Origin of the sequence: Jatrophihabitans sp. (assembly GCA_036399055.1) — a bacterium.
Lineage (GTDB): Bacteria > Actinomycetota > Actinomycetes > Mycobacteriales > Jatrophihabitantaceae > Jatrophihabitans_A.
In genome coordinates this window covers 32,900-58,630 of the sequence record DASWNX010000004.1, presented here as the reverse complement: position 1 = coordinate 58,630, position 25,731 = coordinate 32,900, and the positions used below count along the sequence as shown (strand labels likewise).

Annotated in this window: 29 protein-coding genes and 1 tRNA gene; 11 read left to right on the top strand and 19 right to left on the bottom strand. The window is 68.3% G+C overall.

Going from position 1 to position 25,731, the window contains the following annotated elements:
* Positions 1-44: 44 nt before the first annotated feature.
* Together VGB75_01245 and mscL are read left to right on the top strand one after the other, a co-directional pair.
* Positions 45-719, top strand: a complete 675-nt coding sequence (locus VGB75_01245) for an SAF domain-containing protein (GenBank protein HEY0165642.1) — start codon at positions 45-47, stop codon at positions 717-719.
* A 57-nt stretch (positions 720-776) separates the two neighbouring features.
* Positions 777-1,217 (top strand): large conductance mechanosensitive channel protein MscL, encoded by a 441-nt coding sequence (mscL, locus tag VGB75_01240; GenBank protein ID HEY0165641.1) that lies wholly within the window; start codon positions 777-779, stop codon positions 1,215-1,217.
* Between the two features lie 21 nt (positions 1,218-1,238).
* Here the strand turns inward: mscL and VGB75_01235 are convergent, their stop codons facing one another.
* Positions 1,239-1,385, bottom strand: coding sequence for a hypothetical protein (locus tag VGB75_01235; GenBank protein ID HEY0165640.1), 147 nt, complete (start codon positions 1,383-1,385; stop codon positions 1,239-1,241).
* A gap of 118 nt (positions 1,386-1,503) precedes the next feature.
* On the opposite strand from VGB75_01235, the gene VGB75_01230 reads away from it, so the two are divergent.
* Positions 1,504-2,016, top strand: coding sequence for an Rv0909 family putative TA system antitoxin (locus VGB75_01230; protein ID HEY0165639.1), 513 nt, complete (start codon positions 1,504-1,506; stop codon positions 2,014-2,016).
* Positions 2,016-2,258 (top strand): MoaD/ThiS family protein, encoded by a 243-nt coding sequence (locus VGB75_01225; GenBank protein HEY0165638.1) that lies wholly within the window; start codon positions 2,016-2,018, stop codon positions 2,256-2,258. Before VGB75_01230 ends, VGB75_01225 begins: the two co-directional genes overlap by 1 nt.
* Before the next feature lie 87 nt (positions 2,259-2,345).
* Here VGB75_01225 and VGB75_01220 read toward each other — a convergent pair whose 3' ends face one another.
* Genes VGB75_01220 through moaC form a run of 3 tightly spaced genes read right to left on the bottom strand, consistent with a single transcriptional unit; the run spans position 2,346 to position 3,732 of the window.
* The gene (locus VGB75_01220) at positions 2,346-2,765 is read right to left on the bottom strand and encodes a molybdenum cofactor biosynthesis protein MoaE (GenBank protein HEY0165637.1); all 420 of its coding nucleotides are present in this window, start codon (positions 2,763-2,765) and stop codon (positions 2,346-2,348) included.
* The gene (locus VGB75_01215) at positions 2,762-3,262 is read right to left on the bottom strand and encodes a molybdenum cofactor synthesis domain-containing protein (protein ID HEY0165636.1); all 501 of its coding nucleotides are present in this window, start codon (positions 3,260-3,262) and stop codon (positions 2,762-2,764) included. Before VGB75_01215 ends, VGB75_01220 begins: the two co-directional genes overlap by 4 nt.
* Positions 3,259-3,732 carry a cyclic pyranopterin monophosphate synthase MoaC gene (gene moaC / locus VGB75_01210; GenBank protein HEY0165635.1) on the bottom strand — a complete coding sequence of 158 codons (474 nt, stop codon included), beginning with the start codon at positions 3,730-3,732 and terminating at the stop codon, positions 3,259-3,261. Before moaC ends, VGB75_01215 begins: the two co-directional genes overlap by 4 nt.
* A gap of 233 nt (positions 3,733-3,965) precedes the next feature.
* Between moaC and VGB75_01205 the strand changes: the two genes are divergently transcribed.
* Positions 3,966-5,447, top strand: a complete 1,482-nt coding sequence (locus VGB75_01205; GenBank protein ID HEY0165634.1) for an SDR family NAD(P)-dependent oxidoreductase — start codon at positions 3,966-3,968, stop codon at positions 5,445-5,447.
* 128 nt (positions 5,448-5,575) lie between these two features.
* Here the strand turns inward: VGB75_01205 and VGB75_01200 are convergent, their stop codons facing one another.
* Positions 5,576-6,151, bottom strand: a complete 576-nt coding sequence (locus VGB75_01200) for a DUF1697 domain-containing protein (protein HEY0165633.1) — start codon at positions 6,149-6,151, stop codon at positions 5,576-5,578.
* 106 nt (positions 6,152-6,257) lie between these two features.
* Here VGB75_01200 and VGB75_01195 point away from each other — a divergent pair, with 106 nt between their 5' ends.
* The 4 genes from VGB75_01195 (at position 6,258) to VGB75_01180 (ending at position 9,130) form a co-directional block, all read left to right on the top strand.
* Complete coding sequence (locus VGB75_01195; protein ID HEY0165632.1) at positions 6,258-7,091, top strand: alpha/beta hydrolase; 834 nt, start codon at positions 6,258-6,260, stop codon at positions 7,089-7,091.
* Positions 7,092-7,125: 34 nt separating this feature from the next.
* On the top strand, positions 7,126-7,851 hold the full coding sequence (locus VGB75_01190) for a hypothetical protein (protein ID HEY0165631.1): 726 nt from the start codon (positions 7,126-7,128) through the stop codon (positions 7,849-7,851).
* A 199-nt stretch (positions 7,852-8,050) separates the two neighbouring features.
* Entirely contained in the window at positions 8,051-8,923 is an 873-nt protein-coding gene (locus tag VGB75_01185) for a GDSL-type esterase/lipase family protein (protein HEY0165630.1), read from the top strand.
* 134 nt (positions 8,924-9,057) lie between these two features.
* Positions 9,058-9,130, top strand: a tRNA-Arg gene (locus VGB75_01180).
* Positions 9,131-9,619: 489 nt separating this feature from the next.
* Here VGB75_01180 and VGB75_01175 read toward each other — a convergent pair.
* Genes VGB75_01175 through VGB75_01125 form a run of 11 tightly spaced genes read right to left on the bottom strand, consistent with a single transcriptional unit; the run spans position 9,620 to position 19,968 of the window.
* Positions 9,620-10,495, bottom strand: a complete 876-nt coding sequence (locus VGB75_01175) for an LLM class flavin-dependent oxidoreductase (protein ID HEY0165629.1) — start codon at positions 10,493-10,495, stop codon at positions 9,620-9,622.
* Complete coding sequence (locus tag VGB75_01170) at positions 10,492-11,826, bottom strand: aminotransferase class V-fold PLP-dependent enzyme (GenBank protein ID HEY0165628.1); 1,335 nt, start codon at positions 11,824-11,826, stop codon at positions 10,492-10,494. Before VGB75_01170 ends, VGB75_01175 begins: the two co-directional genes overlap by 4 nt.
* Positions 11,823-12,005 carry an SDR family oxidoreductase gene (locus tag VGB75_01165; GenBank protein ID HEY0165627.1) on the bottom strand — a complete coding sequence of 61 codons (183 nt, stop codon included), beginning with the start codon at positions 12,003-12,005 and terminating at the stop codon, positions 11,823-11,825. The genes VGB75_01170 and VGB75_01165 overlap by 4 nt, the downstream gene beginning before the upstream one ends.
* Positions 12,006-12,030: 25 nt before the next feature.
* Positions 12,031-12,894 (bottom strand): sulfurtransferase, encoded by an 864-nt coding sequence (locus tag VGB75_01160; protein ID HEY0165626.1) that lies wholly within the window; start codon positions 12,892-12,894, stop codon positions 12,031-12,033.
* On the bottom strand, positions 12,894-14,084 hold the full coding sequence (locus VGB75_01155; protein ID HEY0165625.1) for an MFS transporter: 1,191 nt from the start codon (positions 14,082-14,084) through the stop codon (positions 12,894-12,896). Before VGB75_01155 ends, VGB75_01160 begins: the two co-directional genes overlap by 1 nt.
* Before the next feature lie 17 nt (positions 14,085-14,101).
* Complete coding sequence (locus tag VGB75_01150) at positions 14,102-14,617, bottom strand: cupin domain-containing protein (GenBank protein ID HEY0165624.1); 516 nt, start codon at positions 14,615-14,617, stop codon at positions 14,102-14,104.
* Positions 14,614-15,834 carry a styrene monooxygenase/indole monooxygenase family protein gene (locus VGB75_01145; protein HEY0165623.1) on the bottom strand — a complete coding sequence of 407 codons (1,221 nt, stop codon included), beginning with the start codon at positions 15,832-15,834 and terminating at the stop codon, positions 14,614-14,616. The genes VGB75_01150 and VGB75_01145 overlap by 4 nt, the downstream gene beginning before the upstream one ends.
* The gene (locus VGB75_01140; GenBank protein ID HEY0165622.1) at positions 15,831-16,922 is read right to left on the bottom strand and encodes an LLM class flavin-dependent oxidoreductase; all 1,092 of its coding nucleotides are present in this window, start codon (positions 16,920-16,922) and stop codon (positions 15,831-15,833) included. Before VGB75_01140 ends, VGB75_01145 begins: the two co-directional genes overlap by 4 nt.
* Before the next feature lie 38 nt (positions 16,923-16,960).
* Positions 16,961-18,196 (bottom strand): styrene monooxygenase/indole monooxygenase family protein, encoded by a 1,236-nt coding sequence (locus VGB75_01135; protein HEY0165621.1) that lies wholly within the window; start codon positions 18,194-18,196, stop codon positions 16,961-16,963.
* Positions 18,196-18,999: a TauD/TfdA family dioxygenase gene (locus VGB75_01130; protein HEY0165620.1), complete on the bottom strand. Its 804-nt coding sequence runs from the start codon at positions 18,997-18,999 to the stop codon at positions 18,196-18,198. Before VGB75_01130 ends, VGB75_01135 begins: the two co-directional genes overlap by 1 nt.
* Before the next feature lie 15 nt (positions 19,000-19,014).
* Positions 19,015-19,968, bottom strand: coding sequence for an isocyanide synthase family protein (locus VGB75_01125; GenBank protein HEY0165619.1), 954 nt, complete (start codon positions 19,966-19,968; stop codon positions 19,015-19,017).
* Between the two features lie 211 nt (positions 19,969-20,179).
* On the opposite strand from VGB75_01125, the gene VGB75_01120 reads away from it, so the two are divergent.
* Complete coding sequence (locus VGB75_01120) at positions 20,180-21,088, top strand: LysR family transcriptional regulator (protein HEY0165618.1); 909 nt, start codon at positions 20,180-20,182, stop codon at positions 21,086-21,088.
* 17 nt (positions 21,089-21,105) lie between these two features.
* The gene (locus VGB75_01115; GenBank protein HEY0165617.1) at positions 21,106-21,738 is read left to right on the top strand and encodes a DsbA family oxidoreductase; all 633 of its coding nucleotides are present in this window, start codon (positions 21,106-21,108) and stop codon (positions 21,736-21,738) included.
* Between the two features lie 32 nt (positions 21,739-21,770).
* Here the strand turns inward: VGB75_01115 and VGB75_01110 are convergent, their stop codons facing one another.
* Genes VGB75_01110 through VGB75_01100 form a run of 3 tightly spaced genes read right to left on the bottom strand, consistent with a single transcriptional unit; the run spans position 21,771 to position 25,457 of the window.
* Positions 21,771-23,426 carry an ABC transporter substrate-binding protein gene (locus VGB75_01110; GenBank protein ID HEY0165616.1) on the bottom strand — a complete coding sequence of 552 codons (1,656 nt, stop codon included), beginning with the start codon at positions 23,424-23,426 and terminating at the stop codon, positions 21,771-21,773.
* Positions 23,427-23,475: 49 nt separating this feature from the next.
* Positions 23,476-24,462 (bottom strand): ABC transporter permease, encoded by a 987-nt coding sequence (locus VGB75_01105; protein HEY0165615.1) that lies wholly within the window; start codon positions 24,460-24,462, stop codon positions 23,476-23,478.
* Positions 24,459-25,457: an ABC transporter permease gene (locus VGB75_01100; GenBank protein HEY0165614.1), complete on the bottom strand. Its 999-nt coding sequence runs from the start codon at positions 25,455-25,457 to the stop codon at positions 24,459-24,461. The genes VGB75_01105 and VGB75_01100 overlap by 4 nt, the downstream gene beginning before the upstream one ends.
* Positions 25,458-25,731 lie beyond the last annotated feature (274 nt).

Here is a 25,731-nt window from a genome sequence, read left to right as displayed (position 1 = left end):
CCAGGTGGCTGTCCTGGAGAGGCGCGGCGGACCACGCTCAGGTCATGGTCATCGCCGCGTCCCGGCTCCGGTCAGCCGGCCTCCTCTCAGCTCTGGCGGGCTGGCCCCGCCGAGTCGCGGCATTGCTCTGCCTCGCAGTGGCCGCGCTGTCAGCGCTGGCCTCGCCTGCCGCGCCTAGCCACGAGCACCGTTCTCCGGTGCTGGTCACGTCCAAGCCGTTGCCACCGGGCACGGTGCTGACGGCGGCAGACCTGGCGACAGCGCTCTGGCCGGAAGAGGCCGTGCCGGCCGCCGCGGTGCGCCGGCTCTCCGACGCGCTCGGCCACACCGTGGGCGCGGCCATGAGCCGCGGCGAGCCACTCACCGCCGCCCGATTGCTCGACACCGGCATCTCAGCCGCCCTGGCGCCGGGCCAGGTCGCCCTGACCATCGGCCTGGCCGGCGGCGACCAGGCAGCCATCCTGCACGCCGGCGCCCTGATCGACCTGTACGCCGCCGACGCAGACACAGCGCTCATCGGGGGCAGCCCGTCGCCGTCGGGCGGCGGGCGCCGGTTGGGCACGGGTCTGCGGGTGCTTGCCGTCCTGCCGCCCTCGCCTGAGCGGGCCGGTGACAGCGGAGGCGCCAGCCTGGTGATCGCCGCCGACCGTGCCACCGCGGCCCGGTTGGCAGACCGTCCGGCGGGGCAGTTCCTCGCTAGCCTGGTGCCTCCGTCATGAGGCCGTGCGACGCGTGGGACACCGGTGCGTTCGGGGCCTCTCCTGAGAGGGGTGGGCATGCTCAAGGGTTTCCGCGATTTCGTGATGCGGGGCAATATCGTCGAGCTGGCGATCGCAGTGGTGATCGGCTCCGCTTTCGCCAAGGTCGTCGACTCCTTGGTCTCCTCGATCATCACACCGGTGCTCAACGCGTTGCCGGGCCTGTCGGTGAACGGGCTCAGTTTCGCTATCCGAGGCGGGGCGCTGGCGCCCAAGACCACCATCGACTTCTCGGCGATCATCAGCTCGATCATCGTGTTCCTGATGACCGCGGCCGTGGTGTACCTGATATTCGTGGTGCCGATGACCAGGGTCCAGCAGCTTCGGGCCAGCGGGCTGACCCCCGAGCCCGAGGCGGTGCCCGAGGCCACCTTGCTGCTTCGCGAGATCCGGGACGCGCTCGGCGCCAGGCCGCCGGAGGGCACCGCGGGGCCGACGCCGCAGCGTCCTCACCTCTGAGGCCTGCAGCTCAGCGGCGGTTCAGCCGTGGTGGGGCGGGCGCTCGGCCAGGTACCAGTCGTCGCCGTACTCAGCCGGGCCGTCGCCCCAGCCGAGATCATGCTCATCGGTGGAGCGCTGGGGCGTCAGATCCTCCCCCGGCTGGCGGGCAGGGCCTGCCGAAGGCAATGATGGAGCGTGAAGTGTTTCGCTGTCAGAGGGCTCGGGGGGTTGCTGACTGTGCTTCGACTCGGCCACCCCATCAGTGTGCCCGTTCTGTTCTGAACATCACGAGGAGGCCAATCCAATGTTGGACAAGTTGAAGAAGATCGCGGACCAGGCGAAGGAGAAGGCCGGGCCGATGGCTCAGCAGGCCAAGGAGAAGGCCGGTCCCATGGCTCAGCAGGCCAAGGAGAAGGCCGCCCCCATGGCTGGACAGGCCAAGGAGAAGGCCACCGAGCTGGCGAGCAAGGCCGCCCCCGCCGTGTCTCAGAAGCTCGACAAGGCGGCCGGCAGCCTCGACAAGGCCACCAAGGGCCGTTACACCGGGCACATCGACAAGGTGCAGGGCGTTGTGCACCAGACCGCGCAGAAGGTCGGGGACAAGTCCTCCGCAACCGGCACGGCCGGCGCCCCGACCAGCCCGACGGTGGTCACCGGGCCTGACACGGTGCTCAGCGAGCCGGTCTCACCGGTCGTGCTCCCCACCGAGCCGGTGATCTCGCCGACGCCGCCGGCGGGCTCGATCTCCGATCCCGACCCGGTCCTGGGCACGTCGCCGCGCATCGATGAGACACCCGAGGACAAGCCGAAGATCTGATGCAGTCCCAGGTCACCGTCCGGTATTGGGCAGGCGCCCGCCGGGCGGCCGGCCTGGCCTCAGAAGTGCTGTCCGCCGGCACCCTCGCCGAGCTGCTGGCCCAGTTGGAGGCTCGTCCCGGGCTGGCTCAGGTCATCGCGGCGAGTTCGGTGTTGGTCGACGAGGTCCGGCCCAGCCGCGACGATGTGCCGCTGGTCGCCGGGACGGTGGTGGACATCCTCCCGCCGTTCGCCGGCGGCTGAGCGGGGCCGCGGGCCCGGCGCTGAGCAGGCCGTTCGCCGGCGGCTGAGCGCTGGCCGTTCGCCGGCGGCTGAGCGCCGGCCCACAAGTCAGGGGCAGTTGACCCATTCGTCGGTGCCGTCGGCGAAGACCTGCCGCTTCCAGATCGGCAGCCGTGCCTTCACCTCGTCCACCAGCCGCTGGCAACTGGCAAAGGCCTCCCCGCGGTGCGCCGCGGTCACCGACGCGGCCAGCGCCACGTCCCCGATTTTCAGGATTCCGATCCGGTGGCTGACCGCCACCGCGAGCACCGCCGGGTCGGCGGCGATCTCTTCCGCGACCTGGCGCAGGACGCCCTCGGCGCTGGGATGGGAGGTGTACTCCAACTCCAGCACCGTCCGGCCGCCGTCGTGATCGCGAACGACCCCGCAGAAGCTCACATCGGCGCCAGCGGCGGCGTCCTGGGTCGCGGCCGAATGGGCAGCCACATCGAGCGGGGACTCGGTGATCTCGGCGATCCGGACCTTCATACCCCGCCTCCTGGACGGTGATCTCCCCCGGCCACCTGATCCAGCAGGTGACCCACCAGCGGCCGCAGCACCGCCAACCCGTCCCGGACCCCGCCGGGCGAGCCCGGCAGGGTCACCACCAACGCGTCGCCGATCAAGCCGGCCACCCCCCGTGAGAGCACCGAGGTCGGCACCTGGTCGACATTCGCCGACCGGATCCGCTCGGCGATCCCCGGAATGTCCCGCTCGATCATCGGGCTGACCGCCTCCGGCGTGACATCGGTCGGGCTCAGGCCGGTTCCGCCGGTGGTCAGCACCAGCCGGGCGCCGTCGGCCAGCACCTGCCGCAACGCCTTCTGGATCAACCCGATGTCATCGGGCACCACCAGTTTGGCCAGCACGTCATAGCCCCACTCCCGCAGCGTCTCGGCCAGCAGCCGGCCCGAGTCGTCCGGGCGCTCGCCCGCGGCCGACCGGTTCGAGCAGGTGATCACCGCGGCGCCGATCGAGGCGGTCATCGCGAGTCCCGGTCCCAGTCGCCGCGCCGGCCGCCGGCCTTGCGCTCCAGCCTGACGTCGGTCAGCACCGCCGCCCGGTCGACGGCTTTGACCATGTCGTACAAGGCCAAACCAGCCGTGACCACCGAGGTCAGCGCCTCCATCTCCACACCGGTCCGGTCAGCTGTGCGCACCGTGGCGGTGATCTGAACGCAGTCGACGCCGAGTTCGAGGTCCACCGTCACGCCGTGAATGGCCACCGGATGACACAGCGGGATCAGGTCCGGCGTGCGCTTGGCCGCGGCGATCCCGGCGATCCGGGCGACCGCCAACGCGTCGCCCTTGGGCAGGCCGTCGGCGCGGAGCAGACCGATCACCTCGGCCGTCGTCCTGAAGACACCGGAGGCGCTCGCCTCTCGCACGCTGACCTGCTTGGCCGAGACGTCCACCATCCGGGCGGCGCCGCTGGCATCCACATGGGTCAATTCCACGACCGCCAGCCTAGCCATGCGCGCCGGCGCCTGCGTCGCCAGCGACCGACCGCGCCCAAGCCGACGCCAGGAGCCATCCGCTGCCCACCCGCTGCCCACCCGCTGCCCACCCACCGCGTGGGACGGGCCGATCTCTTGCCACACCGCCACGGGGCGTCAGCCGCGAGGCTGGCCGTAAACTAGCCCGGGCCGGTTCGGCCCCCGGAGCCAAACAGAGGCGGAGCGGCACCCGAATGACGGCCATCGAGCACCCGCAGCGCGGCGGGACCGCGCCGGGTCAGCGCACGGGAATCGACCCGGACCGGCTGGCGGTCTGCCTGGCTGTGCTCGAGGAGTTGCACCAGGTGCCGCAGGATCACCCCGACCACGTCGCCGTCCGGCGGGCGACCGCGCAGATGTTCAAGTCGGTCAAGAAGCACCGCCGAGCCGAGAAGCGCGACGCCATCGCCACCGCCGACCGGGCGGTGATCGGCGCCACGGCCACTGGCTCGCCGAACCGGATCGACGACGAGACCCAGGGCATCGCGCTGGTGTCGGCCGTGGCAGGCGCCTCGGCCGGCACCCTGATCACGCCGCGGGCCTGTTACATCTGCAAGACCAAGTACCAGCAGGTCGACGCCTTCTACCACCAGCTGTGCCCGTCCTGCGCCGCCTTGAACCGGGCGCGGCGCGAGGCCCGGACCGACCTGTCCGGCCGGCGGGCGCTGCTCACCGGCGGCCGCGCCAAGATCGGCATGTACATCGCGCTGCGGCTGCTGCGCGACGGCGCGCACACCACCATCACCACCAGGTTCCCCAACGACGCGGTGCGCCGGTTCACCGCGATGGACGACAGCGCCGACTGGCTGCACCGGCTGCGCATCGTCGGCATCGACCTGCGCGACCCGGCCCAGGTGATCGCGCTGGCCGACTCGGTGATCGAGCAGGGCCCGCTGGACATCCTGATCAACAACGCCGCCCAGACCGTCCGGCGCTCCCCCGGCTCGTACGCCCCGCTGGCTGACGCCGAGTCAGCGCCGCTGCCCGACGGTCCGCTGCCGGAGCTGGTGAGCTTCGACCACACCAGCGACGCCCATCCGGCCGCGCTGGCCGGATCGCTGGCCCAGCACCCGGTGGCGCATCTGATCGGGGCCGAGTTGACGTCGCTGGCGCTGACCGCGGGTTCGGCCTCTGCCGACCGGATCGCCTCCCGCACCGCCATCGACGCCGGCGGCCTGGTGCCCGATCTGCACTCGGTGAACAGCTGGACCCAGCGGGTGCACGAGGTCGACCCGCTGGAGATGCTCGAGGTGCAGCTGTGCAACATGACCGCGCCGTTCCTGCTGGTCAGCAGGCTGCGCCCGGCGATGGCGGCGGCGCCCGCCCGGCGCAAGTACGTCGTCAACGTCTCGGCCATGGAGGGCCAGTTCGCCCGTGGCTACAAGGGCCCGGGCCACCCGCACACCAACATGGCCAAGGCCGCGTTGAACATGCTGACCCGGACGTCGGCCAAGGAGATGCTCAGCGACGGCATCCTGATGACCAGCGTCGACACCGGCTGGATCACCGACGAGCGGCCGCATCCGACCAAGATGCGGCTGGCCGACGAGGGCTTCCACGCGCCGCTGGACCTCGTCGACGGCGCCGCCCGGGTCTATGACCCGATCGTGCGGGGCGAGCTGGGCGAGGACATCTGCGGCGTCTTCCTCAAGGACTACGCCCCCGCCGCCTGGTGACGCGTCGAGCCTCAGCGCGACTGGTGAGGCGCGTCCGGCCTCAGCCCGACTGGTGAGATGGGTCGAGCCTCAGCCCCGACTGGTGAGACGCGTCCGGCCTCAACCCGAATGGTGAGACGGGTCGAGGCTCAGCCGGCAGCGGCTGCCAGCTCGCACAGCTTGGCCACCGACCTCCAGTTGCGGGTGGTGGCCGGGACGCCGAGCGCCTTGGCCACGAAGGCATTGCTCAGCTTGCTGCGCCCATAGCCGTCTGGCACGTTCACGAAGACCTCGCGGCCCACCAGCGCCAGCTCACCGGTCTCACCTGGCGGCGGGACGAGCTTGGCGACCCGGTCCGCGGGCGGCTTCTCGGCCAGAAAGGTGACCAGCAGCTTGGTCGGGTCGTCCTGGCGGTCTGTGAAGGGATTGGCCGACAGCACGGCGGCCAGCTCCGGACCGGTGCGCAGCAGGACGGTCACCTGCTTGCCCAGGTCCCGCTCGATCGCGGCCTGGAGATCGCTGATCAGCCGCCGCTCGTCCTGGGCCGGCGCTCCGAAGATCACATTGCCGCTCTGTATGTAGGTCCGCACCTGGGCGAACCCGAGGCCGGTGAAGACCTGGCGCAGCTCGGCCATCGGAAGGGTCGTGCTCGCGCCGAGGTTGACGCCGGCCAGCAGCGCCACATAGCTCGTCATCACAGCGTCCTCGTCTCCGTCGTCAACCATGCTCCCAGTCTGACCAACCCCGGCGACGATGACCTGGTTTCCCCACCCGCGCGTCGAGTACAACTGAATGAGCAGGTCACATGGACTCTTCGGGGGAGGAAGTCAGATGGCAACAGTCGAGGTAGCCACCGAGAACAGCGTGTCGGTGAAGCTGCACTACGAGGACTTCGGCAGCGGCAAGCCAGTGGTGTTGATCCACGGCTGGCCGCTGTCAGGGCGTTCCTGGGAGAACCAGGTCTTTCCGCTGGTGGCGGGCGGGCACCGGGTCATCACCTATGACCGGCGCGGGTTCGGCGCCTCGTCCCAGCCGTGGACCGGTTACGACTACGACACGTTCGCGGCCGATCTTGACGCGCTGCTGCGCCACCTCGACCTGCGCGAGGTCACCCTGGTCGGCTTCTCGATGGGCGGCGGCGAGGTCGCCCGCTACATCGCCACCTACGGAACGGACCGGATCGCCGGCGCGGTGTTCGCCTCCGCGGTGCCGCCCTACCTCTACAAGAGCGAGGACAACCCCGAGGGCGGCCTGGACGACGCCACCATCGCGCAGTTCGAGGGCGGGGTGATCTCGGACCGGATCGCGTTCCTGGACACCTTCACCACCACCTTCTTCAGCGCCGGGGACCACCTGCTGGTCAGCGAGCCGCAGCGGCTCTACAACCGCGACATCGCCGCGTTCGCCTCGCCCAAGGGCACCCTGGCCTGCATCACCGCCTGGGGCCGCACCGACTTCCGGGACGACCTGGCCAAGGTGAGCGTGCCGACGCTGGTGATCCACGGCGACTCTGACGCGATCGTGCCGTTCGAGGTCAGCGGCCGGCGCACCCACGAGACCGTCAAGGACAGCACCCTGGTGCTCATCGAGGGCGGCCCGCACGGCATCAACGTCACTCACGCCGAGCAGTTCAACACCGCGCTGCTGGACTTCCTGGCGCGCTGAGGGAAGATCGCTCATCGCTCGGTAGCCTCGAGCGATGAGCGACTTCGATCTCAACTTCTACTTCGACCCGGTCTGCCCGTTCGCCTGGATGACCAGCAAATGGGTGCGGATGGTGGCTGCCCAGCGCGAGTACAAGGTCGACTGGCGCTTCATCTCACTGCGGATGATCAACGCCGACGTCGACTACGACAGCCACTTCCCGCCGGGATACGAGTCCGGTCACCAGGCCGGCCTCAGGATGCTGCGGGTGGCCGCCCGGGCCCGCGCCGAGCACGGGCGCGAGTGCCTGGGCCCGCTGTACGCCGCCATGGGCGCCAAGGTCTTCGACTCCGCGCCCCGGATCTCAGACGACCGCACCGACTACACAGCCAGCCGGGCCTACGTCGAGCCGATCCTCGCCGAGGTGGGGCTTCCCCTTGAGCTCGCCGACGCCCTGGAAGACACCGCCTTCGACCCGGAGATCAGGGCCGAGACCGACGAGGCGCTGGCGCTGACCGGCAAGGACGTGGGCACCCCGATCCTGCACTTCCAGCCGCCGGAGGGCATCGCGTTCTTCGGGCCGGTGATCAGCCGGTTGCCCAGCGAGGAGCAGGCGGTGAGCCTGTGGGACAACGTGGTGGGCCTGGCGAGCTTCCCCGGCTTCGCCGAGCTCAAGCGGAGCCTGCGGGAGCTTCCGCAACTGCGAGCGCTCGGGGTCGAGCCCGACGAGGTCGGCGTCCAGGAGGACTGGCACGGGGGCAGTCGCCGCCAGAAGAAGTAGGGGCACCGAGGTCGGGGCACCGAGGTCGGGGCACCGAGATCGGGTCGCCGGGATCGGGTCGCCGGTCGCGGTCGAGTTGACGCCAGGTCGAGCGTCCCTCAGGATCGAAGTGATTTGGTTCTGTTGTCTGTTTCGCCGTTCCTGTTCTCGTCGGCGTTCTGCCGGTCCGTGTACTTCCCTGCCCTGGAGGCTTGCCCCGATGCGTCGCCTGCTGCTCGTGCCCTTGCTCGCCCTGGCCGCGGTCACCGCGACCGTGTTCGCGTCGCTGGCGCCGGCCGCGTCCGCCTCAGCCGCGCAGGCAGCCTCAGCCGCGCCGGCAGCGGTGACCGCCAGCGTGGCCTTGCCGAACTCGATGGCCTCCACAGGCGACTCGATCACCCGGTCGTTCAACGCCACCACCAGCGGATGCTTCCTGTCCGACTGCCCGCAGTACTCCTGGTCGACGGGCACCAGCACCGTGACCAGCCACTACCAGCGGATCCTCGCGGCCAACCCGCAGATCAGCGGCAACGTGTTCAACGACGCCAAGACCGGGGCCAAGATGGCCGCGCTGGACGCCCAGATGAAGACCGCGGCGAGCCAGGGCGCGCAATACGTGACGGTGATGATGGGCGCCAACGACGTCTGCACCTCGAGCCGGGCCACCATGACGCCGACCGCGACGCTGCAGAGCCAGTTCCAGACCGCGCTCGGCAACTTCTTCGCCGCCCGGCCGAACTCGCAGGTGTTCGTCAGCTCGATCCCGAACATCTACCAGCTGTGGGCGGTGCTGCACACCAACTCCTCAGCCCGCAACGCCTGGTCCTCGTTCGGGATCTGCCAGTCGATGCTGTCCAGCTCGAACACCGAGGCCGACCGGCAGGCCGTGCTGACCCAGGAGAAGAACGACAACGCCGCCCTGGCCAGCGTCTGCGCCCAGTACGTCAACTGCAAGTGGGACAACCTAGCCACCTTCAACTACCAGTTCACGGCCTCGGACGTGTCGAGGATCGACTACTTCCACCCGTCGGTGAGCGGTCAGAGCCGTCTGGCCGGGACCACCTGGAGCGCCGGTTTCTGGCCGGGTGTCTAGCCGCGGAATCGGGGCTGGCGAGGCCGCGTCCTCTCCCGCCCCCAGCGCCTCGCCGCCGAGCTGACAACAACGGTGCCCTAGACTTCGACCAGGCAAGACCGTTACTCCCGGCCGTCCGGGCAGCAGCGGACCCCGCCCTCGTAGCTCAGGGGATAGAGCGCCGGACTCCTAAGCCGGGCGTCGCAGGTTCGAATCCTGCCGGGGGCACATCGAAGTATGGAGACGGCGAACTCCGGTCGCAGGCTCGAATCCTGCCGGGGGCACATCGTGATGTTTTGGTACGTCGTCAGCAGCTGAACCCACGGATCCTAGTTTCAGTTGTGTCTTTGAACCTTGGTGTAGTTGCGGGTGGGGCCTGGGACAAGTTCGCCGCTGCTGGCAGCGTCGATGGCACGGACTTCACGCGGTCGTGGATGTCATGATTCTTGCTGCTGGGACAGGATCGGTTTGGGGCGAGTGGTAGAGGAGGTGGCCGGGATCGCGCGGTGAGGCAGGGACCGGGGCGGCCGGTGGTGGTGGCAGAGCTGGACGAAGGTGTCGAGCAGCGCCTGCGACTCGGCGAGGTGGCGGGCTGGTCGGGTGTGTGACCCGGTAATGAGTGAAGTCGGACTGCCAACCTCATTCGGCTGGGCCACCGCGAACCGCCGGTAGCGCGATCGTGCCCGCTTGACGGGCGCCTCTCCCCATTGGCGTGCACTACTCACGCAGTGGGGGAATCACCTCCGTCGCGACGCGCGCGAACTCCTCCAGGTGCGTGTCGCCCGGCCAGTCGAGGACGAAGTCCGACACCCCAATCTCCCCGAAGCGATAGAACACCTCCTCATAGGTGTGCTTCCCCATCTTTGGATCCCACGACCTGAAAATCGTGTACCCACGGCGGATCGCCGCTGGATCCCGTCCGGCCAACCGGGCAAGTTCGGTCAGCCGCCGGTTCTGCCGCGCGGTCGCGTCCAGCGTGTCCTCGGCGGATGCGCCGGGCGGTCCGTGAGTGTTCCAACCCTGTGCGAGCGCGGCGGCGGTGCGCAGCACGGTCGGCGACTGGCCGCCGAGGATGATTGGCGGGCGCGGCGACTGCACGCATCCCGGTGCGGTCGCGACCTCTTGCACCCACAACCGCGGCCCCGCGAAGCTGAACATTGGTTCGTCGGCGCGCAGCAGTCCGTCGGCGATAGCCACGTAGTCGGCGAATCGCTGCAGGCGTTCCTTCGGCTCCCACGGGTGTCCGCCCACGCTGTGGTGATCCCAGCTGAAAATCCCGGCGCCGATACCCAGATCCAGCCGTCCCGCCGACAGATGGTCGAGCGTCATCGCCTGTTGCGCGAGCTGGGCGGGCGGCCGCAGGATCTGGTTGGCCACCATCGTGCCGAGCCTTACCCGTGACGTGGCCACCGCGATGGCCGCCAGCACCAGCCAGCTGTCGTGCCAGGTGCCGCGGCGGTCCCTCAGATCACCGCTGTGGTCGGGCAGATAGACCTGGTCGAACCCCAGCTGCTCCAACCACAGCGCGCGCTCAACGAGCACCTCGACCGGCTGGTCCGGGTAGAGCATCACGCCGAACCGGCGAGCGGTCACAACTGCTCCAGGAACGCCGGAGCCGGGCGGGGATCGGGCACCGGGACCCAGGCACCGGCCCGTCGTTCATACGTCCACTGTGGACCTTCCCGCACCAGCGATTTCAGCCCGTCAACCAGCCTGTCGACGTGCGTGAAGGTCGTGCCGACGCCGACGCTCGCCCGCAGCGCGCGGTCGTGCTCGTCGAGGCCGGGGCCCGTGAGCAGCGAGTTCACCAGCTGGTGTGCGCAGAACGCGCCGTCGCGGATTCCGATGCCATGCTCGGCGGCCAGCGCCGTCGCGACCAGCTGCTGGTCGAGCCCGGCCACGGTGAAGGGCACCACTCCGGTCTTCGGGTGTTCCGGCTCCCACAGGCGGAGCTGCCGAACACCGGGAATCGCCGCGAGCCCGTCACGCAGCCGCTCGGCCACCGCGGTTTCATGGTCGATCAGCGCGTCCCAGCCCAGCTTGCCCAGCACCTCGCAGCCCTGCGCCATAGCGTGCGCGCCAACGACGTTCGGCGAGCCACCCTCGTGTCGATGCGGCAGGTCCGACCAGGTCACGCTCTCGCCTCCCGCGAGCTCGGTGACCAGTGCCGTCGCGCCACCGCCCGCGAGGTACGGCGCGGCGGTGTCTAGCCAGTCGGCCGAGCCGACCAAGGCGCCGGCGCCAAACGGCGCGTAGAGCTTGTGTCCCGACAACGCCACCCAGTCCACGGCCCACCCGTCCAGGTAGAGGGGCCGATGCGCGGCCAGCTGGGCCGCGTCGAGCACCGTGCGGGCACCAAAGAGCCGCGCGACCTCGGCAAGCTCGGCCACCGGCCACAGCTCACCGGTGACGTTCGAGGCCCCGGTCAGGACCACGAGTTTCGGCCCTTGGTGCGCGGCCGCAAGCGCACGGGCCAGCGCGCGCACGGCGTCTCCGGGGCTCGCCGGGACGCTGAGCCGGCACACCCGCGCACCACGCCACGGCAGCAACGCGGCGTGATGGTCGGTGGAGAACCGGAACACTGTGGTGCCCTCGGGCATCGCCCGGCCGAGCAGGTTGAGCGCGTCGGTCGTGTTTCGGGTGAACAGGACGGTGCTGTCCGGTCCGGCGCCGACGAACCTCCGCAGCACCCTCCGCGCCTGCTCGTAAACCCGCGTCGACACCTGAGACGCGTAGCCCGCGCCCCGGTGCACACTGCTATACCAGGGCAGGAACCGGTCCATCTCGTGCCGCACCTCAGCCAGCGCGGGCGTGCTCGCCGCGTAGTCGAGATTGGCGTACGGCACGGATTCCCCGGTCACCAAGGGAACTTCCAGGTCCCCGCCGACGATCGGTAGCAGGGTCGGCTCGGTGATGAGGGTCATTGCGCCGCCCATCCGCCGTCCATGGCCAGCACGGATCCGGTGAAGAACGCCGCGTCGTCACCTGCCAGGTAGGCCACCGCCGACGCCGCCTCGGTTACGGTCGCGATGCGCCCCAGCGGGTGCAGCGAGTTGAAGTACGTCGTCATCTCCTCGCTCGCCCCGACCGACGACCGGTACATCGTGCCACCTTGCCCTGCGGCCTTGTCACTTCGTCGCCTGGAAGGTGCGTTCCACCGGAACGCCGAGCAGCGATCCGTACTCGGCCCACGAACCGTCGTAGTTGCGGACCTCTGGCCAGCCCAGCAGCTCGCGCAGCACGAACCAGGTGTGCGCTGACCGCGCGCCGACCCAGCAGTAGGTGATCGAGCCGACATTCGAGTCCAGGTCGGCGAAGAGCTCGGCGAGTTCCCCCTCGGTCTTGAACGTGCCATCGTCGTTGACGACGGCCTCCCATGGCCGGTTCAGCGCTCCCGGCACGTGCCCGGATCGTTGCGCCACCTCGTGCGGGTTGTTGCCGGGCGCGAAGGCCTCCCCCGCGAAACCGGGCGCGAAGATCTGGCCGGAGTACTCCTCCGGCGCGCGGACGTCGAGGATGTTCTCGCTCCCGATCGCGGCGAGCACGTCGTCCCTCGTCGCCCGCACGGACAGCTCTAGCGCGGCCACCCGATAGCTGGTCGGCGGCCGCGACGGCACCTCCGTCGACAGTGAACGGTTGTCGAGCTCCCACCGCGTGCGGCCGCCGTCGAGCAGCCGCACCGACCGGTGCCCGTACAACGTGAAGTACCAGTACGCCAGCGCGGCGAGCAGGTTGTTGGTCGACGAGTACAGCACCACTGTGTCGTCCTGGCCGATGCCCTTCGCGGACAACAGGTCGCTGAAGCGATCCGGTCCGAGGACGCCGAGTCGCAGGTCGTCCTGGAACTCCTCCCACCCGATCCACAGCGCGCCGGGCGGGTGGCCCTTCACATACTCGGTGTCCTCGTTGCCGGTCTCGACCAACACCACGCCGGGTACGTTGAGGTGACGCTCGACCCAGTCACCATCCACCAGCGCGAGGTCTCGCTCCATCACGTTCCTCCCGAGTTCGATTGTGACATCGAGACCTCCTCGGCACTGCCGACGTCGACACGGTCCCGGTGCCAGGCGAAGAGACTGACCAAGATGCCCGCGACGGTCACGCCTGCGGCCACCAGGTAGACCGACTTCAGACCCGGCCCGTCAATCACCCGGCCGCCGAGCCAGCCGGCGAACGCCGCGGCCAGCTGGTAGGCCGACGCATTCACCGCAATGGCGAGCGTCGGCGCCCCGGAGGCGGTGCTCATCACGCGGGCCTGCATGCCGGGGATCACCGAGAAACCGAGCGCGCCGACCACGAACACCATCACGCCGGTGATGATCGCGCTGCCACTGGCGGCCCACATGCCCACCAACGCGACCGTGAGCAACGACAGCAGGGCGATCTGCGAAGGCATCAGGGCCCGGTCGGCAAGCCAGCCACCGGCGAAGTTGCCGACCGCAGCGCCGACGCCGTACACGAGCAGCATGCTTGCGACCGTGCCCGCCGCGAACCCGGTGACATCGGTGAGCAGCGGCGAGAAGTAGGTGAACACCATCAGCAGGCCGGCGTTCGCTACAGCGGTCACCAGGATCGCCAGCTGCACGTTGCGGTTGCGGAAGACCGTGAGCTCGGCGGTCGCCGAGCCGCCGGCATTCGCGACCGCGGGCACGAACTTCGCGGCGAGCACCAGGCCTAGCGCGCAGACGATCGCCACGGCCAGGAATGTCGCGCGCCAGCCGAACTGATGGCCGATGAAGGTGCCGAGCGGCGCGCCGAGCACCATCGCGAGGTTCATGCCGAACACCAGTTTCGACACCGTCGAGGCCTCTTTGCCCGCTGACGCCGTGGATACCGCGATGACGATCGCATTGGCGAAGAGCGTCGATGTGACCAGGGCGGTGATGATCCGCGCGGCGAACAGCAGTTCGTAGGTCGGCGCGTAGGCCGACGCGATGTTGCCGATGACCGTGATCACGAGCAGCACCAGGATCAGCGGCCTGCGCGGGTAGCGTGCGGTCAGCGCGGTCAGCGGCGGACCGCCGAAGATCATGCCGATCGCATAGGCGGTGACCAGAAGGCCAGCTTCGGGAATCGACACCGCCAGGTCACTCGCGACATCCGGCAGGATGCCGGCGATGACGAACTCGCCGGTCGTGATGCCGAATACGCAGACCATCAGGGAAATCAGGCTGAACGGCACTACCTTTTCTCCTCTTCTCACAGGGTCGGGGCCGGTCCGGCGAAGCCGTACCCGTAGGTTTCGCCGAGCTTGACGATGTGGTCGAGCCCGAACGGAAACTCCTCAGTGGGCAGGGTGAGCGCCTCGGCGTGCGGGATCTCCGCGTCGAGGAACAGGTCGAACTGTGGCCGCTCTCCCTCGCGTGGCGTCGAGTGGATGGTGAGGAACTTGATGTCGGAGGTGGCAACGAACCCGTGCGGGACGGTCCGGGGGATGATCATCGTGTCACCGGCCTCGGCGAGCTGCTCCCTGCCGTCGCAGACCAGCTTCAGTGCCCCCTCGATCACCAAGAAGACCTCGTCCTCGAAGTGGTGCACGTGCTGTGGGGTTGTGTAACCACGCAATCCGGTGTGCTGCACCACGGTGAAGGCGTCGCGCGTCATTTGGCCGGGTACGCGCACCTGCGCGAGCCCGCCCATCAGCCACACCGCGGTCTGCTCGCCCTCGGGGATGAACCGCCCCTTTTTGTCGAGGCTGATGTTGTTGTCGGTCATCGTGCTCCTTCGAGGAAGCCGGCAAGGAACGAGTCCACGCCTTCCGGGCTGGAAAGGATCTGCCACATGGTGGCCGGGTCGTTGAAGTTGCTCACGAACGCGTCGGCGACCCGCCGGTTCTGCGCGGCCTGCCCGAACAGGCCAGCCACGTGCGGTGGCGGCGGCGCGAGGAACGCGGTGCTCCACTCGACCACCGGCCGGGCGTCTTCCCACAGGCGCTCGGAAGTGGTGCGGCAGAACGACTCGTCGAACGGGCCGGTGGCGGCGGTGATCAGGTCGGCGAGTGTGAACGCCGTGCGGGACCCCAGGTTCGCGCCCTGTGCGGTGAGCGGGTCGTTGGTGATCCACGCGTCGCCGATGGCGAGGGCGCAGGTGCCGTCTGCCAGCTTGGCCCAGCCCTTGCGCACCACCGGTGTCACACCGCCCTGCAGCACCTCGTGCGGGCCGATGGCGGCAAACTCGGCCGTGTCGATTCGGCCGCGCAGCTCCGGTGTGAACCTCTCCACCATCGCAAGCACCTCGCGGTAGAACAAAGCCGGATCAGCGTCCGCGTCGAGCGTGCTCAGTGCTTCCAGCGGCCCGCCGGGCACCGCTTCGAAGGCCAGCACGTCCGCCCGGCCCGCCGGTGACAGGAACGGGATCCGCAGGATCTCCCCGACGCCAGGTATCAGCGCCAGGTCGAGTTGGTTCGGGCTGTTCTCACTGATGCCGTGGTACAGGCCGCTGGTCAGGATCCGTTGTGGACCGTCGTACGGCGAACGCCTCTGGTCGCGAGGGAATAGCTGCCGCATCGAGCGGTCGCCGTTGGCCACCACCACGAGTTCGTGCCTGCGCGCCACCTCTGCGATGTCCGGCGCACCGACGATCACTTCGCCGCCGCGCGCGGCGAAGACCTCGTACAGGTGGGGTAGGTAAATTCGGAAATCCACCACGCTAGACGGCGGGGTCAGGGTGGCCTCAAAGGCCAGCCGACCAACTGGCATGTGGACCTCGACCGACCAGCTTCGCACCTGGGCTGCCGCAGTGTCCCAGTCGAACACGCCCAGCGTCATCTCGCGTTCCTGGGTCGATCCGAACCGCGCGGGGAAATTCCGGGGAGCAGCCGACTTCAGCGCACCCACGTCTTGAGCCGAATACACGGTCACCGCGACGCCCAGCTGCTGCAGCCGCAACGCCAGCTGCAGGCCGGAGATACCGGCCCCGATGATGCCGATCACGCCGTCACCGCCGCGGTCGAATGCAGCTGCGCGCCGAGCCAGGCCACCGACTCGATCGTGTACTGCGCTGCATCGGGCGAGGCGAGCGCGGACATTGGGATCAGCATCGGGTGCCGCAGGCCAGCGTCGACAAGGTCACCGATCCGATTCAGCACCGTCTCCCGGCTGCCGACGATCGCTTGCGCCGCCACCACGTCCTCCGGGATGTCGGCCATTGCCCGGTCGAACTCTGCACGGGTGAGCTTGTGCGGCAGCAGTTCCTTCAGGCCCCGGTAGTCAGGGCCGAACGGATGCTCGCGCCCGTGTACCCGCCAGGCGTCCGCGGTCGCATGCAGCGCCATATAGCGGATCAGCTTGTTCTGCAACAGTTTCCGCGCCTCGGTGTCGGTGTCGGCCACGACGATCGGGACACCGCCCGCCGCGACGATGCCGTCCGGGTCACGCCCGGCCGTCTCCGCCGCAGTGCGCACGATGCCCAGCCGCCGCGCGTACTCGGTGGGCACTACCAGCTCCGACGGCACCCAACCGTCGGCGTAGCGGCCGGTGAGCCGCAGCATCCGCGAGCCGTTCGCGCCGACCCAGAGCTCGGGCGCGCGACCCTCGGGCGCGCGCAGGCCCATCAGTGCCTGATCCAGGGTGAAGTGGTGGCCCTGAAAGTCGTGCGGCCCGACGCCGTCGAAGAACATCCGCAGGATCTGCAATGCCTCTTCGGTCCGCTCGACCTGGCGCTCGTGCGGCAGCCCATAGGGCACCAGGTTCTCGAACGCGCCCGCGCCGATGCCCAGCACCGGCGCCCGTTCAGTGAGTTGAGCCAGCGTCAACGCCGTCTGCGCCAGCACCGCCGGGTGCCTACGGCCAGGGTCGGTGACGCCGACGACCAGCTGGACCGGGCCGGCGTGTGGGGCGAAGTTGCCCAGCACGGTGGCGAAGTCGAGGCACTGGTCAGGTTCCGGCATCGCCTGCGCGAGAGGGGTGAAGTCGGTGTCCCACACCTGTCGGGGGAAGACGTTGATCAGATGGTCGAACACCAGGAAGGCATCCAGCTTCTGATCGCGCGCGAAGTCCAGCAGGCCCCGCCCCGCCGCCACCGGCCCAACGGCGTCCCAGACCAGGCCGACCTTGACATTCATGACACGACCCCTGAGTCGGTGACCGCCGCGAGGAACCTTGTGCTGTCTTCCGGCGTACGGATGCTCTGCCACATTTCGGCCGGACGGTCGAGGTTCGCCACGAACGCGTCCGCGACCCGCTGATCCGCCGAAGCGGCGGAGAGCAGCTTCACCACGTGCGGCGGCGGCTCGCCGAGGAAAGTGTTCGTCCAGTCGACGACCGGCTGCGCGGCCTGCCACAGCGTGTCCGAGACCATCCGGCAGAAGGCCTCGTCGTAGGGGCCGCTGTGGGTGGACAGCAGGTGCGCGACCTCGAACGCCTGCTGCGAACCGAGGTTCGCCCCCTGTGCGGTCAGCGGGTCGTTCACGATCCACGCGTCCCCGATGGCCACCGCGAACCGTCCGTCGGCGACCTGCGCAACCCCGTGGCGCACGGTCGGCACCAGGGCGCCCTGCATGTGATCCCCTGGTCGGGCCAGACCGAACGCACGTTCGTCGATGCGCTCCCGCAACGACGGCGCGTGGTGAGTGATCAGGTCGAGCACCTTCTTGGCAAGCAAGTCGGGATCGCCGCGGTAGTCCCCCAGGGTGACTTCCTCGAACGGCCCGCCGGGGACGGCCTCGATCAGGATCGCGGTGAGCATTCCCCCGAATGAGTGGTACGAGGGCGCGTGCACCTCGCCCGCGCCGGGCACCATGTTCATGGTCATTCCGGCGGGCTCCGGTGGCCGCACGCCGGTGAAAAGCCCGCCCAGCAGCGACCTCGGCGCCGAGTCGTACGGCGACCGCGCCGGATCGCGGGGAAAGACCTCCGTCACGGCGCCGCGACCGGCCGCCACGACGAGCAGGTCGTGCCGCTGCGCCAGCTTGGCCAGTTCCCCGCGAGTCAGCGGCGCGTGCCGTGCCACCTTCCCGTCGCGTCGGTGGAGTTCCTCCAGCAACCCGCTCAGGTACATCCGGAAGTCGACCGAGCTCGCCGGGCTCGGCAGCTTTCCCCGGAACTCAAGGTCCGCGCCCTCCAGCCGCATGTGCATCCACGGGTTGTCGAACTGGCTGGACGCCCACTCCGTGACACCGAGCGCGACCTCCCTTTTTCGGGTCGAGTCGAACCGGGTCACGAAGTTCAGCGGCGGTCCCGTGCGGATGTCCTCAGGGTCCTGCGCGGTATAAAGCGTGACCTCCATCCCGAACTGCTGGAGGCGTAGAGCCAGGTGAAGGCCGGAAATCCCGGCTCCCACGATGCCGATGCCCATCAAATGACCTCGACCCGCTGCAGGTGTCGATTGGTCGGGCCGCTGAACGCGTTGCGACCGTGTATCAGCGAGAAGTTGTCCGCCAGCAGGAGGTCACCGCTACGCCACTCGTGGTGGTAGCAATATTCGCGGCGATGCACCAGGCTGGCAAGCTCGGCGAGAAACTTCTCCGGATCATCGACGCCGTCGACCTCGACCGACACGGGATTCTTGTATTTATTCGGATCGAGCGGCTCGGCGAACCGCAATACCGGCAGACCGGTCGCCGGGTGCTGGGAAACAAGCTTTTCGGTGACCCGACCGCCATAGTGGGCGAGCTTGTCGGTCGTATAAGTCATGCTGACCCGCGACCACCGCTCTCGCGTTTCCGGATCGGCATCCCGGTACACCGCCGTGGTATCGGAGAAGACGGTTTCACCGCCCGCAGCGGGGGTGGCATCGAGGCACTGGAAGAAGAACCAGCGTGGATTGTCCGCCACGAATGCTCCGTCCCAGTGGAACGGCACGTCGCCGCTTGCGAACAGGTAGTTCTTCGGGTTGTCTTCCACCACCAGGTCGACAACCTCGCCGGGCGGCCATTCGAGCACTTTGCCCCAGCGCCGAGACCAATCGGCGAACTCCTGCTTCGCCATCAGGTCGAATCCACGCAGCACGAGCACGCGGGATTCGACGGTCCACGCGGCAAGCGTCTCGACCGGGATATCTGCCACGTTGATGCCGCCGGGTGCCTCGACGATTCGCCCGAACGGGCGCAGCGGAGTGTGGACCAGAGTATTGAGCGAAGTTGACGATGGCGCTGTCATGACTTGACCACCCTTCTAGGAATCGATGCCAAGGTGGGGAGCGACGAAATGACTGGGCCTGCCGTACCGCCACACCACGGTGGCCTTGACTTTCTCGGCCTGCGACCGTTTGACCAGCGAGATCGTCGCCCCGTCGTCCAGAGCCACTCCGTGCCAAGGTGTCAACCAGCTGTCACCTGTTCGCATGAGTTGCAACCCGAATTTCTCGGAGTGTGGTGGCTGTGGGTGGATCGAGAGCCGCATGGCGTTTGGAAAACGTTCCGTGACGACCCGGCTCCAGGCATTGCTCCGCAGAATGGTGTTGTAAGCGCTCTCCTTTGACTCCTTCCGCAACCGGGCCTTCGACAGGGAGTCGCCCCGCATGCCGACCGCGTCCTCGAACATGAACCGGTGAATTCCGTTGAACAGCGACAGGGTGGCCGGGTTCGTGCGGACGCTCTCTTTGAGTTCGTCGAGCGTGCTGGAGTAATTGCGATCGAGCAGGTCACGCAGCATCGGATAGTTTAGGGCGCCAAAGGCGTCGTCGAGCCCGAACATCGCCAACGAGGTCCAGTCCGACTTCTCGATCATGTCCGTGAGACTTTCCCGGTAAGCGGTAATCGCCGCGTCGCTGACCCCGACGACATCGCCGAACACGTGGCCGTCAGAGCAGATCGTGATGCGGGCGCCCGGAGCGTAGAAGTGACTGATGTAGTCACACAACGACTGCAGGAAACCGAGTGCCATCTGTTCACCCAGGTCAGGCAGTGCACCCAGCACCTTAGTTTGGTTGGGTGATTTCGCGGGAAAAGCCGGGATGGCGAAGTGGATAGGTTCGCCTTTCCGGACGAATTCATCGATCTTTGTCCTGCGCGCTTCAAAGCACGCGATGCACGACCTGTCGTCATAATCGACGGAGTTGTCAAGTCGACGGTAACGGTAGAGAATTTCCAGGACTCTTTGAGATACCTCAATGACCGGATCCAACACCCCGGCTGTCGCACTACTCAAAATGAGCCCCCAAACAAGGTCCTTGAGTTACTTGTCAGCTTCGGCTATTAGGCGAACGCCTTACTCTCAACTATGCAGACCAAAGCATACGCCGAAATCGCGACAAGTCACTCGTATGGGGAGTAGAGATCAATCATAATTTAACGTACAGTGATAACGTGACAGTTATTGATCGACCAGAGCATGCATCGTGAAGAGCGGAGACGATCCCACCGGCCACCAGCTGCGGTTGCTGCTGGTGCTGGCAGAGGAGCTTCACTTCGGCCGTGCGGCGAACCGGCTCTATCTCACCCAGCCCGCACTGAGTCAGCAGATCAGATCGCTCGAACAACGCCTCGGCGTACAGCTGTTCACCCGTACCAGCAGGCAGGTCGAGCTCACCAAGCACGGCCAGGAACTGCTCCCTTATGTAAAAGATGCCGTGGACGCGGGTCACGCCCTGCGCCACGCTGCACACCGCGCGGCGGCGGGCAGCGGCAAGCTGCGCCTCGGCGTGTGCGAAAGCTTCGGCGCCCTGCCCGTGACCCGCAAGGTGATCGCTGCGGTCACCGCGCAGCACCCCGAGCTCGGCCCGGAGGTACACGTGGCCGACGACGTCGTCGAACAGTTCGCGATGCTATCCGAGGGCGAGATCGACGCCGCTTTTGTTCACCTGCCCGCCCCTGAAGGCATGCACGATCAGGTACTCACGACCGAACCGCGGCTGGCCTGCGTGGCCGTATCCGACCCGCTCGCCGCGCGTGACGTCGTGTCGTTGGCCGAGCTCAGCCATCACTTGATCGTCAGCCTCGTCTCGGAGGAGTTCCCCGTCCGCCGCGGCTTCTGGTCCGGCGACCCGTGGCCGGACGGGACCACCGTCCGCTATAGCGACCAGCAGGTGACGCGGTTCGAGACGCTGCTGTCGACGGTGTCGCTGGGAGGCGCGATCGCGTTCGTCCCGGCCTCGGCCGCAACCCTCTACCCCCGACCGGACGTGCGGTATCTGCCGGTGGAGGACCTCCAGGAGTGCGCGTACGGGGTGGTGTGGCACTCAGCCGACCACGACAAGCCCAAGATCCTCGCGCTCGCGGAGGTCTCGCGCCAGGTCCAGGACGTGTAAAGCGGGCCCCAACACCCATGGCCTGCTGCGGCACGGCAGTGCTTCCCCAAGAGCACCGACCTGGCACGCACAGCTACTTTCGCTGCAACAAGCAGGTGTGCGTCGGCCGGTACCACTCCTACCGGCTCCTACCTGCGCTGCCGCACGATGCTGCCTTCGAACTCAACGACCTCCTGGTGAAGGAACGCGGCGTTCCGCGCGCGCAAGCTGAGGCGATGAGCGCCCGGACCACCTCGCGGGCCGCGCGGGTCGGCCTGACGTACAACCTGGACAAGGTCATCGCCACGAACACCCGCACCGCGCACCGCCTGATTCACTTCGCCGGCAGCCAGGGCAAGCAACACGAGATGGTCGAACGCCTTTTCCGGGCCTACTTCACCGACGGCCTCCACGTCGGCAACCTCGATGTCCTGGCCGACCTGGCGGCCGAGATCGGACTCGAGCGTGACGGAGCCCGCGAGATTCTCGACTCCGACGCTTACGGCAACGACTTCGACAACGACATCGAGCTCGCTCGCCAGCTCGCCATCACCGGAGTCCCGTTCTTCGTCTTCGATGGCAAGTACGCCGTCTCCGGCGCCCAGCCGGTCGACACGTTCACACAGGCACTCAGCACCACGTGGCAGGAGCACCGGCACGCCCGCGCGTAGCGGACTTCGAACGCGGTCCGGACAGTCGGCGATCAGCCGGCCAGCCCGACCACCAGCATGTTGACGTAGGGCGGGTACGGCGGCGCGTAGAAGTTCGCCACGCCCGACCCGCGCAGGAACGCGTTGCGGGCGTACAGCAGCGGCACCACCGGCGCGTCGTCCATGATCGCCCGGTCGGCCTGGCCCCACAGCGCCTGGGCGGCGGCTTGGTCGGTCTCGGCGCTGGCCTGCGCGATCAGCTTGTCCACAGCGGGGTTGCTGTAGTGGCTGGCGTTGAAGTTGCCGTTGCCGATCTGGCTGGAGTCGAACAGCGGCGCGATGTTGCCGTTGGCACTCGGGTAATCCGGCAGCCAGCTGAGCAACGCCAGGTCGTAGTCGCCCTTGCTGGCGCCGGTGTCGGCATAGAAGGAGTCGCTGTCTTCGGGCTTGAGCCGGACGTTGATGCCGGCCGCGGTCAGCCCGGACTGCACCGCCTGCGCCTGAGCCAGGTGGATGCTGTCGTTGCGGGTCAGCAGGGTCAACGAGACGCCGCTGGCGTGGCCGGCCTGGCTCAGCAGCGCCTTGGCCTTGGCGATGTCACCGCTGGGGTCGGCCGGGTACTTGTCGTAGGACTGATAGCCGGGGATGCCAGGGGTGATCAGGGTGGTGGCCAGCTCGCCGCCGATCTTGGCGCCACCGGCGGCCACCTGGACCGCCTTCTTGTTCACCGCGTACTGCAGCGCCTGGCGCACCTGCAGGTTGTTCAGCGGCGGGCGGGTGACGTTGATCGCGAGGTAGCTGAGCGCGCCGCTGGGCGAGGTGGCCAGCCTCTGGGCCACGCTCGGATTGCCCAGCACCTTCGGTAACAACGCCGCCGGCACGTTCGCTGAGGAGATCGCGTTGCGGTCCTTGCCCTGGTCGGCGATCAGCCGTTGGTTGATCACCGTCGGCTCCAGGCCCATGGTGTAGACGATGGTGTCCGGCTGGGCGGTCCGGACCGGGTCGCTGCCGCGGTCCCAGTGCGGGTTGCGCTTGAGCACCAGCGTCGAGCCTTGCTTGAGCGAGGAGACCTGGTACGGGCCGCTGGCCATCGGGTTCTCACCGTAATGCTGGATGTCCTCGGCCTTCTTCGGCACCGGCGCGAACGCCGGCATGCTGGCGATCCACGGCCAGTCCCCGGAGGGCTTGTTGAGCTGGAAGACGATGGTGTGATCGTCGGGCGTCTGGATCGAGTCGAGCTGCTTGCCGTCGAATGGGCCTTGGTACTTCTCACCGCCCGCCAGCAACGTCTTGTGGTAGGCCAACCCACCGGACAGCTGGGCGGCGAAGGAGCGCTCCAGTCCGTACTTGACATCGGCGGCCAGGATCGGCGAGCCGTCGGCGTACTTCAGACCGGGCCTGAGGGTGTAGGTCCAGCGCTTGCCGCCATCGGAGACCTGGCCGGTGTCGGTGGCCAGGTCCGGCGCCACCGTGGGCGCCTCGGTGGCCGTTTCCTGCCAGGTGGTCAGGCTGCGCAGCACCAGATGGATGGTGCTGGTGGCCAGGTTCTGGCTCTTGGCAGGATCAAGGTTGATCGTCGAAGCCGAACTGAGCACATTCAGCTCGCCGCCGGCCTTGGCCTTGGTCTGAGCCGGCCCGGCGGATTTGTTGTTGGCATCGCAGCCGGACACGCTGATGGCGGCCAGCGCGACCACCAAGCCGACAAGCACCGTTCGTCGCATAATCGTCAGATCCCTTCGGTTGGTTCGGCCTCCAGCTTCAGCTGGTGACTCTCGGGTCGAGATAGCCGTAGAGCAGGTCGACGGCCAGGTTGGCCAGCACGATCAGCAGCCCGGCGAACACCGTGCAGCCGACCACCACCGGCAGGTCGGAGCTGGCCACCGCGTCGATCAGCAACGCCCCCAGGCCCTGCATGCCGAACACCTTCTCGGTGATCACCGCGCCGCCGAGCAGACCGCCCAGGTCCAGCGCGAACAGCGTCAGCACCGGGGTCAGCCCGGCCCGCAGCGCGTGGTGGACGAACACCCGCCGCCGGCTGAGGCCCTTGGCCCTGGCCATCGCGATGTAGTCCTCGCTGAGCACTTCCAGCAACTGGGTACGGGTCAGCCGGGCATAGATCGCGGCGAAGACGAAGGCCAGCGTGCACCACGGCAGGATCAGGTGAAACGCCCACTGCGCCGGGTCGTCGGTGAGCGCGACATAGCCGTTGACCGGCAGCACGTTGAACCGGAACCCGAAGACCAGGATGCCCACCAACCCGACCAGGAAGGTCGGCGCCGAGACCCCGCCCAGCGTGCCGACGGTCACCAGGCGGTCCAGCCAGCTGTCGCGATAGAGCGCGCTGACCAGGCCGGCCAGCACACCGGTCACCAGCCACAGCAGCGCGGCGCCCACCGCGATCGACAGCGTCACCGGAAACCGGTCTGCGATCAGCGCGGTGACTGGGCGGCCCTGCGGGAAGGAGTAGCCGAAGCAGGGCGCCGGGCAGTGCAGGCCGGCCGCCCCACTGCCGTAATCGCGGCCCAGCACGATCCCGCGCAGGTACTGCAGGTACTGCGCCGGCACCGAATGGTCGTAACCGAGCAGCGCGCGCACCTGGGCCAACTGGTCCGGGGTGCACGGCTTGCCGCAGGACAGCCTGGCCGGATCCGACGGCAGCAGGAAGAACACCAGGTAGGCGACGGCGGTCACCAGCAGCATCACCACCAGCACGCCACCGATCCGGCGCAGCAGGTACCGGGTCATCGGGCCCTGCCCCGCCGTCCGGTTCGGACCATCCGGTCGGTGCGCGGGTCCAGCGCGTCGCGCAGGCCGTCGCCGAGCAGGTTGAACCCCAGCACCGTGGCGAACAGCAGGCCGGCCGGGAACAGCAGGAACATCGGATCGCCCTGCACCCAGGCGACGGCGTCGCTGATCGAGCGGCCGAGGTCCGGGGCCGGTGGCGGGATGCCGACCCCGAGAAAGGACAACGCCGCTTCGGTGCCGACCGCGGCCGGCACCGAGAGGCTGGCGAACACGATCACGGTCGAGGCCAGGTTCGGCAGCACCTCCCGCATCAGGATCCACCGCCAGCCGGCGCCGAGCGAGCGGGCAGCCAACACGAACTCCCGGTTCATCAGCGCCAGCGTCTGAGCGCGCACCACCCGCGCGATCGCGGTCCAGCCGAAGGCCGCGATCACCGCCACCACCACCAGCACCCGGGGCAGCGAGTCCGGCACCAACGCGGTCAGCGCGATCATGAACACCAAGCCTGGAAAGGCGAACATCACGTCCATGAACCGGCTCAGCACCGAGTCGGTGATCCCGCCGGCATAGCCGGCCAGCAGGCCGACGAGCAGGCCGATCAGCACCGCCACAGCAGTGGCCGTGATGCCGACCAGCAGCGAAGTGCGCAACCCGTACAGCGCGATGGCGAACAGGTCGCGGCCGGTCAGCGGTTCCACTCCGAACCAGTGCGCCGCGCTGACCCCGCCGAACCGGCCGCGCGGGGCATTGCCGCGGGTGTCGTCGAGCAGGTCCAGATGGTAGGTGTAAGGGTCCTGCCCTTCGAGCCGCACCAGCAGCGGCGCGCAGAGGCCGGCCCCGATGAGCCCAAGCACCGCCAGCCCGCCGGCAAGGCCCCACCGCTGGGCGCGTAACCGGGCCCAGCCGCGTGACCACTGACCACCGGGCGCACCGACCGGCAGTGACGGGCTGTCCCGCTCGGCCTCGGCGGCGCTTGCCGCGCCCAGCTCGACCATGCGCACAGCCTTTCGCCGCCTCGATCGCGGCCGAGGCGGTCGTCAATCCGGGCCACGGACCCACTGATTTCAGTAGGCATTCCTGCCGGTGACCCCACGACGCGGCTCAGCACTTCAGAAGGTTAGTTTCGTAAGGTTAACGCCTTTCGTGCGCAATGTCTGTATATGGTAGATATCACCAGGATCGCTGAGGCTTGAGCGAGTCGGTTCATGGACCCGCTCCAGCGACTGCCCATCCACGGTCGAGGACAGCTCGCCGGCGCTGCCGCGCGCG

Bases quoted from the DNA above. Each gene is read 5' to 3' on its own strand.
- VGB75_01245 (HEY0165642.1), top strand. From the start codon at position 45: ATGGTCATCGCCGCGTCCCGGCTCCGGTCAGCCGGCCTCCTCTCAGCT.
- mscL (HEY0165641.1), top strand. From the start codon at position 777: ATGCTCAAGGGTTTCCGCGATTTCGTGATGCGGGGCAATATCGTCGAG.
- VGB75_01230 (HEY0165639.1), top strand. From the start codon at position 1,504: ATGTTGGACAAGTTGAAGAAGATCGCGGACCAGGCGAAGGAGAAGGCC.
- VGB75_01225 (HEY0165638.1), top strand. From the start codon at position 2,016: ATGCAGTCCCAGGTCACCGTCCGGTATTGGGCAGGCGCCCGCCGGGCG.
- VGB75_01220 (HEY0165637.1), bottom strand. From the start codon at position 2,765: ATGAAGGTCCGGATCGCCGAGATCACCGAGTCCCCGCTCGATGTGGCT.
- VGB75_01215 (HEY0165636.1), bottom strand. From the start codon at position 3,262: ATGACCGCCTCGATCGGCGCCGCGGTGATCACCTGCTCGAACCGGTCG.
- VGB75_01205 (HEY0165634.1), top strand. From the start codon at position 3,966: ATGACGGCCATCGAGCACCCGCAGCGCGGCGGGACCGCGCCGGGTCAG.
- VGB75_01200 (HEY0165633.1), bottom strand. From the start codon at position 6,151: ATGGTTGACGACGGAGACGAGGACGCTGTGATGACGAGCTATGTGGCG.
- VGB75_01195 (HEY0165632.1), top strand. From the start codon at position 6,258: ATGGCAACAGTCGAGGTAGCCACCGAGAACAGCGTGTCGGTGAAGCTG.
- VGB75_01190 (HEY0165631.1), top strand. From the start codon at position 7,126: ATGAGCGACTTCGATCTCAACTTCTACTTCGACCCGGTCTGCCCGTTC.
- VGB75_01185 (HEY0165630.1), top strand. From the start codon at position 8,051: ATGCGTCGCCTGCTGCTCGTGCCCTTGCTCGCCCTGGCCGCGGTCACC.
- VGB75_01170 (HEY0165628.1), bottom strand. From the start codon at position 11,826: ATGACCCTCATCACCGAGCCGACCCTGCTACCGATCGTCGGCGGGGAC.
- VGB75_01165 (HEY0165627.1), bottom strand. From the start codon at position 12,005: ATGTACCGGTCGTCGGTCGGGGCGAGCGAGGAGATGACGACGTACTTC.
- VGB75_01160 (HEY0165626.1), bottom strand. From the start codon at position 12,894: ATGGAGCGAGACCTCGCGCTGGTGGATGGTGACTGGGTCGAGCGTCAC.
- VGB75_01150 (HEY0165624.1), bottom strand. From the start codon at position 14,617: ATGACCGACAACAACATCAGCCTCGACAAAAAGGGGCGGTTCATCCCC.
- VGB75_01135 (HEY0165621.1), bottom strand. From the start codon at position 18,196: ATGGGCATCGGCATCGTGGGAGCCGGGATTTCCGGCCTTCACCTGGCT.
- VGB75_01130 (HEY0165620.1), bottom strand. From the start codon at position 18,999: ATGACAGCGCCATCGTCAACTTCGCTCAATACTCTGGTCCACACTCCG.
- VGB75_01115 (HEY0165617.1), top strand. From the start codon at position 21,106: ATGGCCTGCTGCGGCACGGCAGTGCTTCCCCAAGAGCACCGACCTGGC.
- VGB75_01105 (HEY0165615.1), bottom strand. From the start codon at position 24,462: ATGACCCGGTACCTGCTGCGCCGGATCGGTGGCGTGCTGGTGGTGATG.
- VGB75_01100 (HEY0165614.1), bottom strand. From the start codon at position 25,457: ATGGTCGAGCTGGGCGCGGCAAGCGCCGCCGAGGCCGAGCGGGACAGC.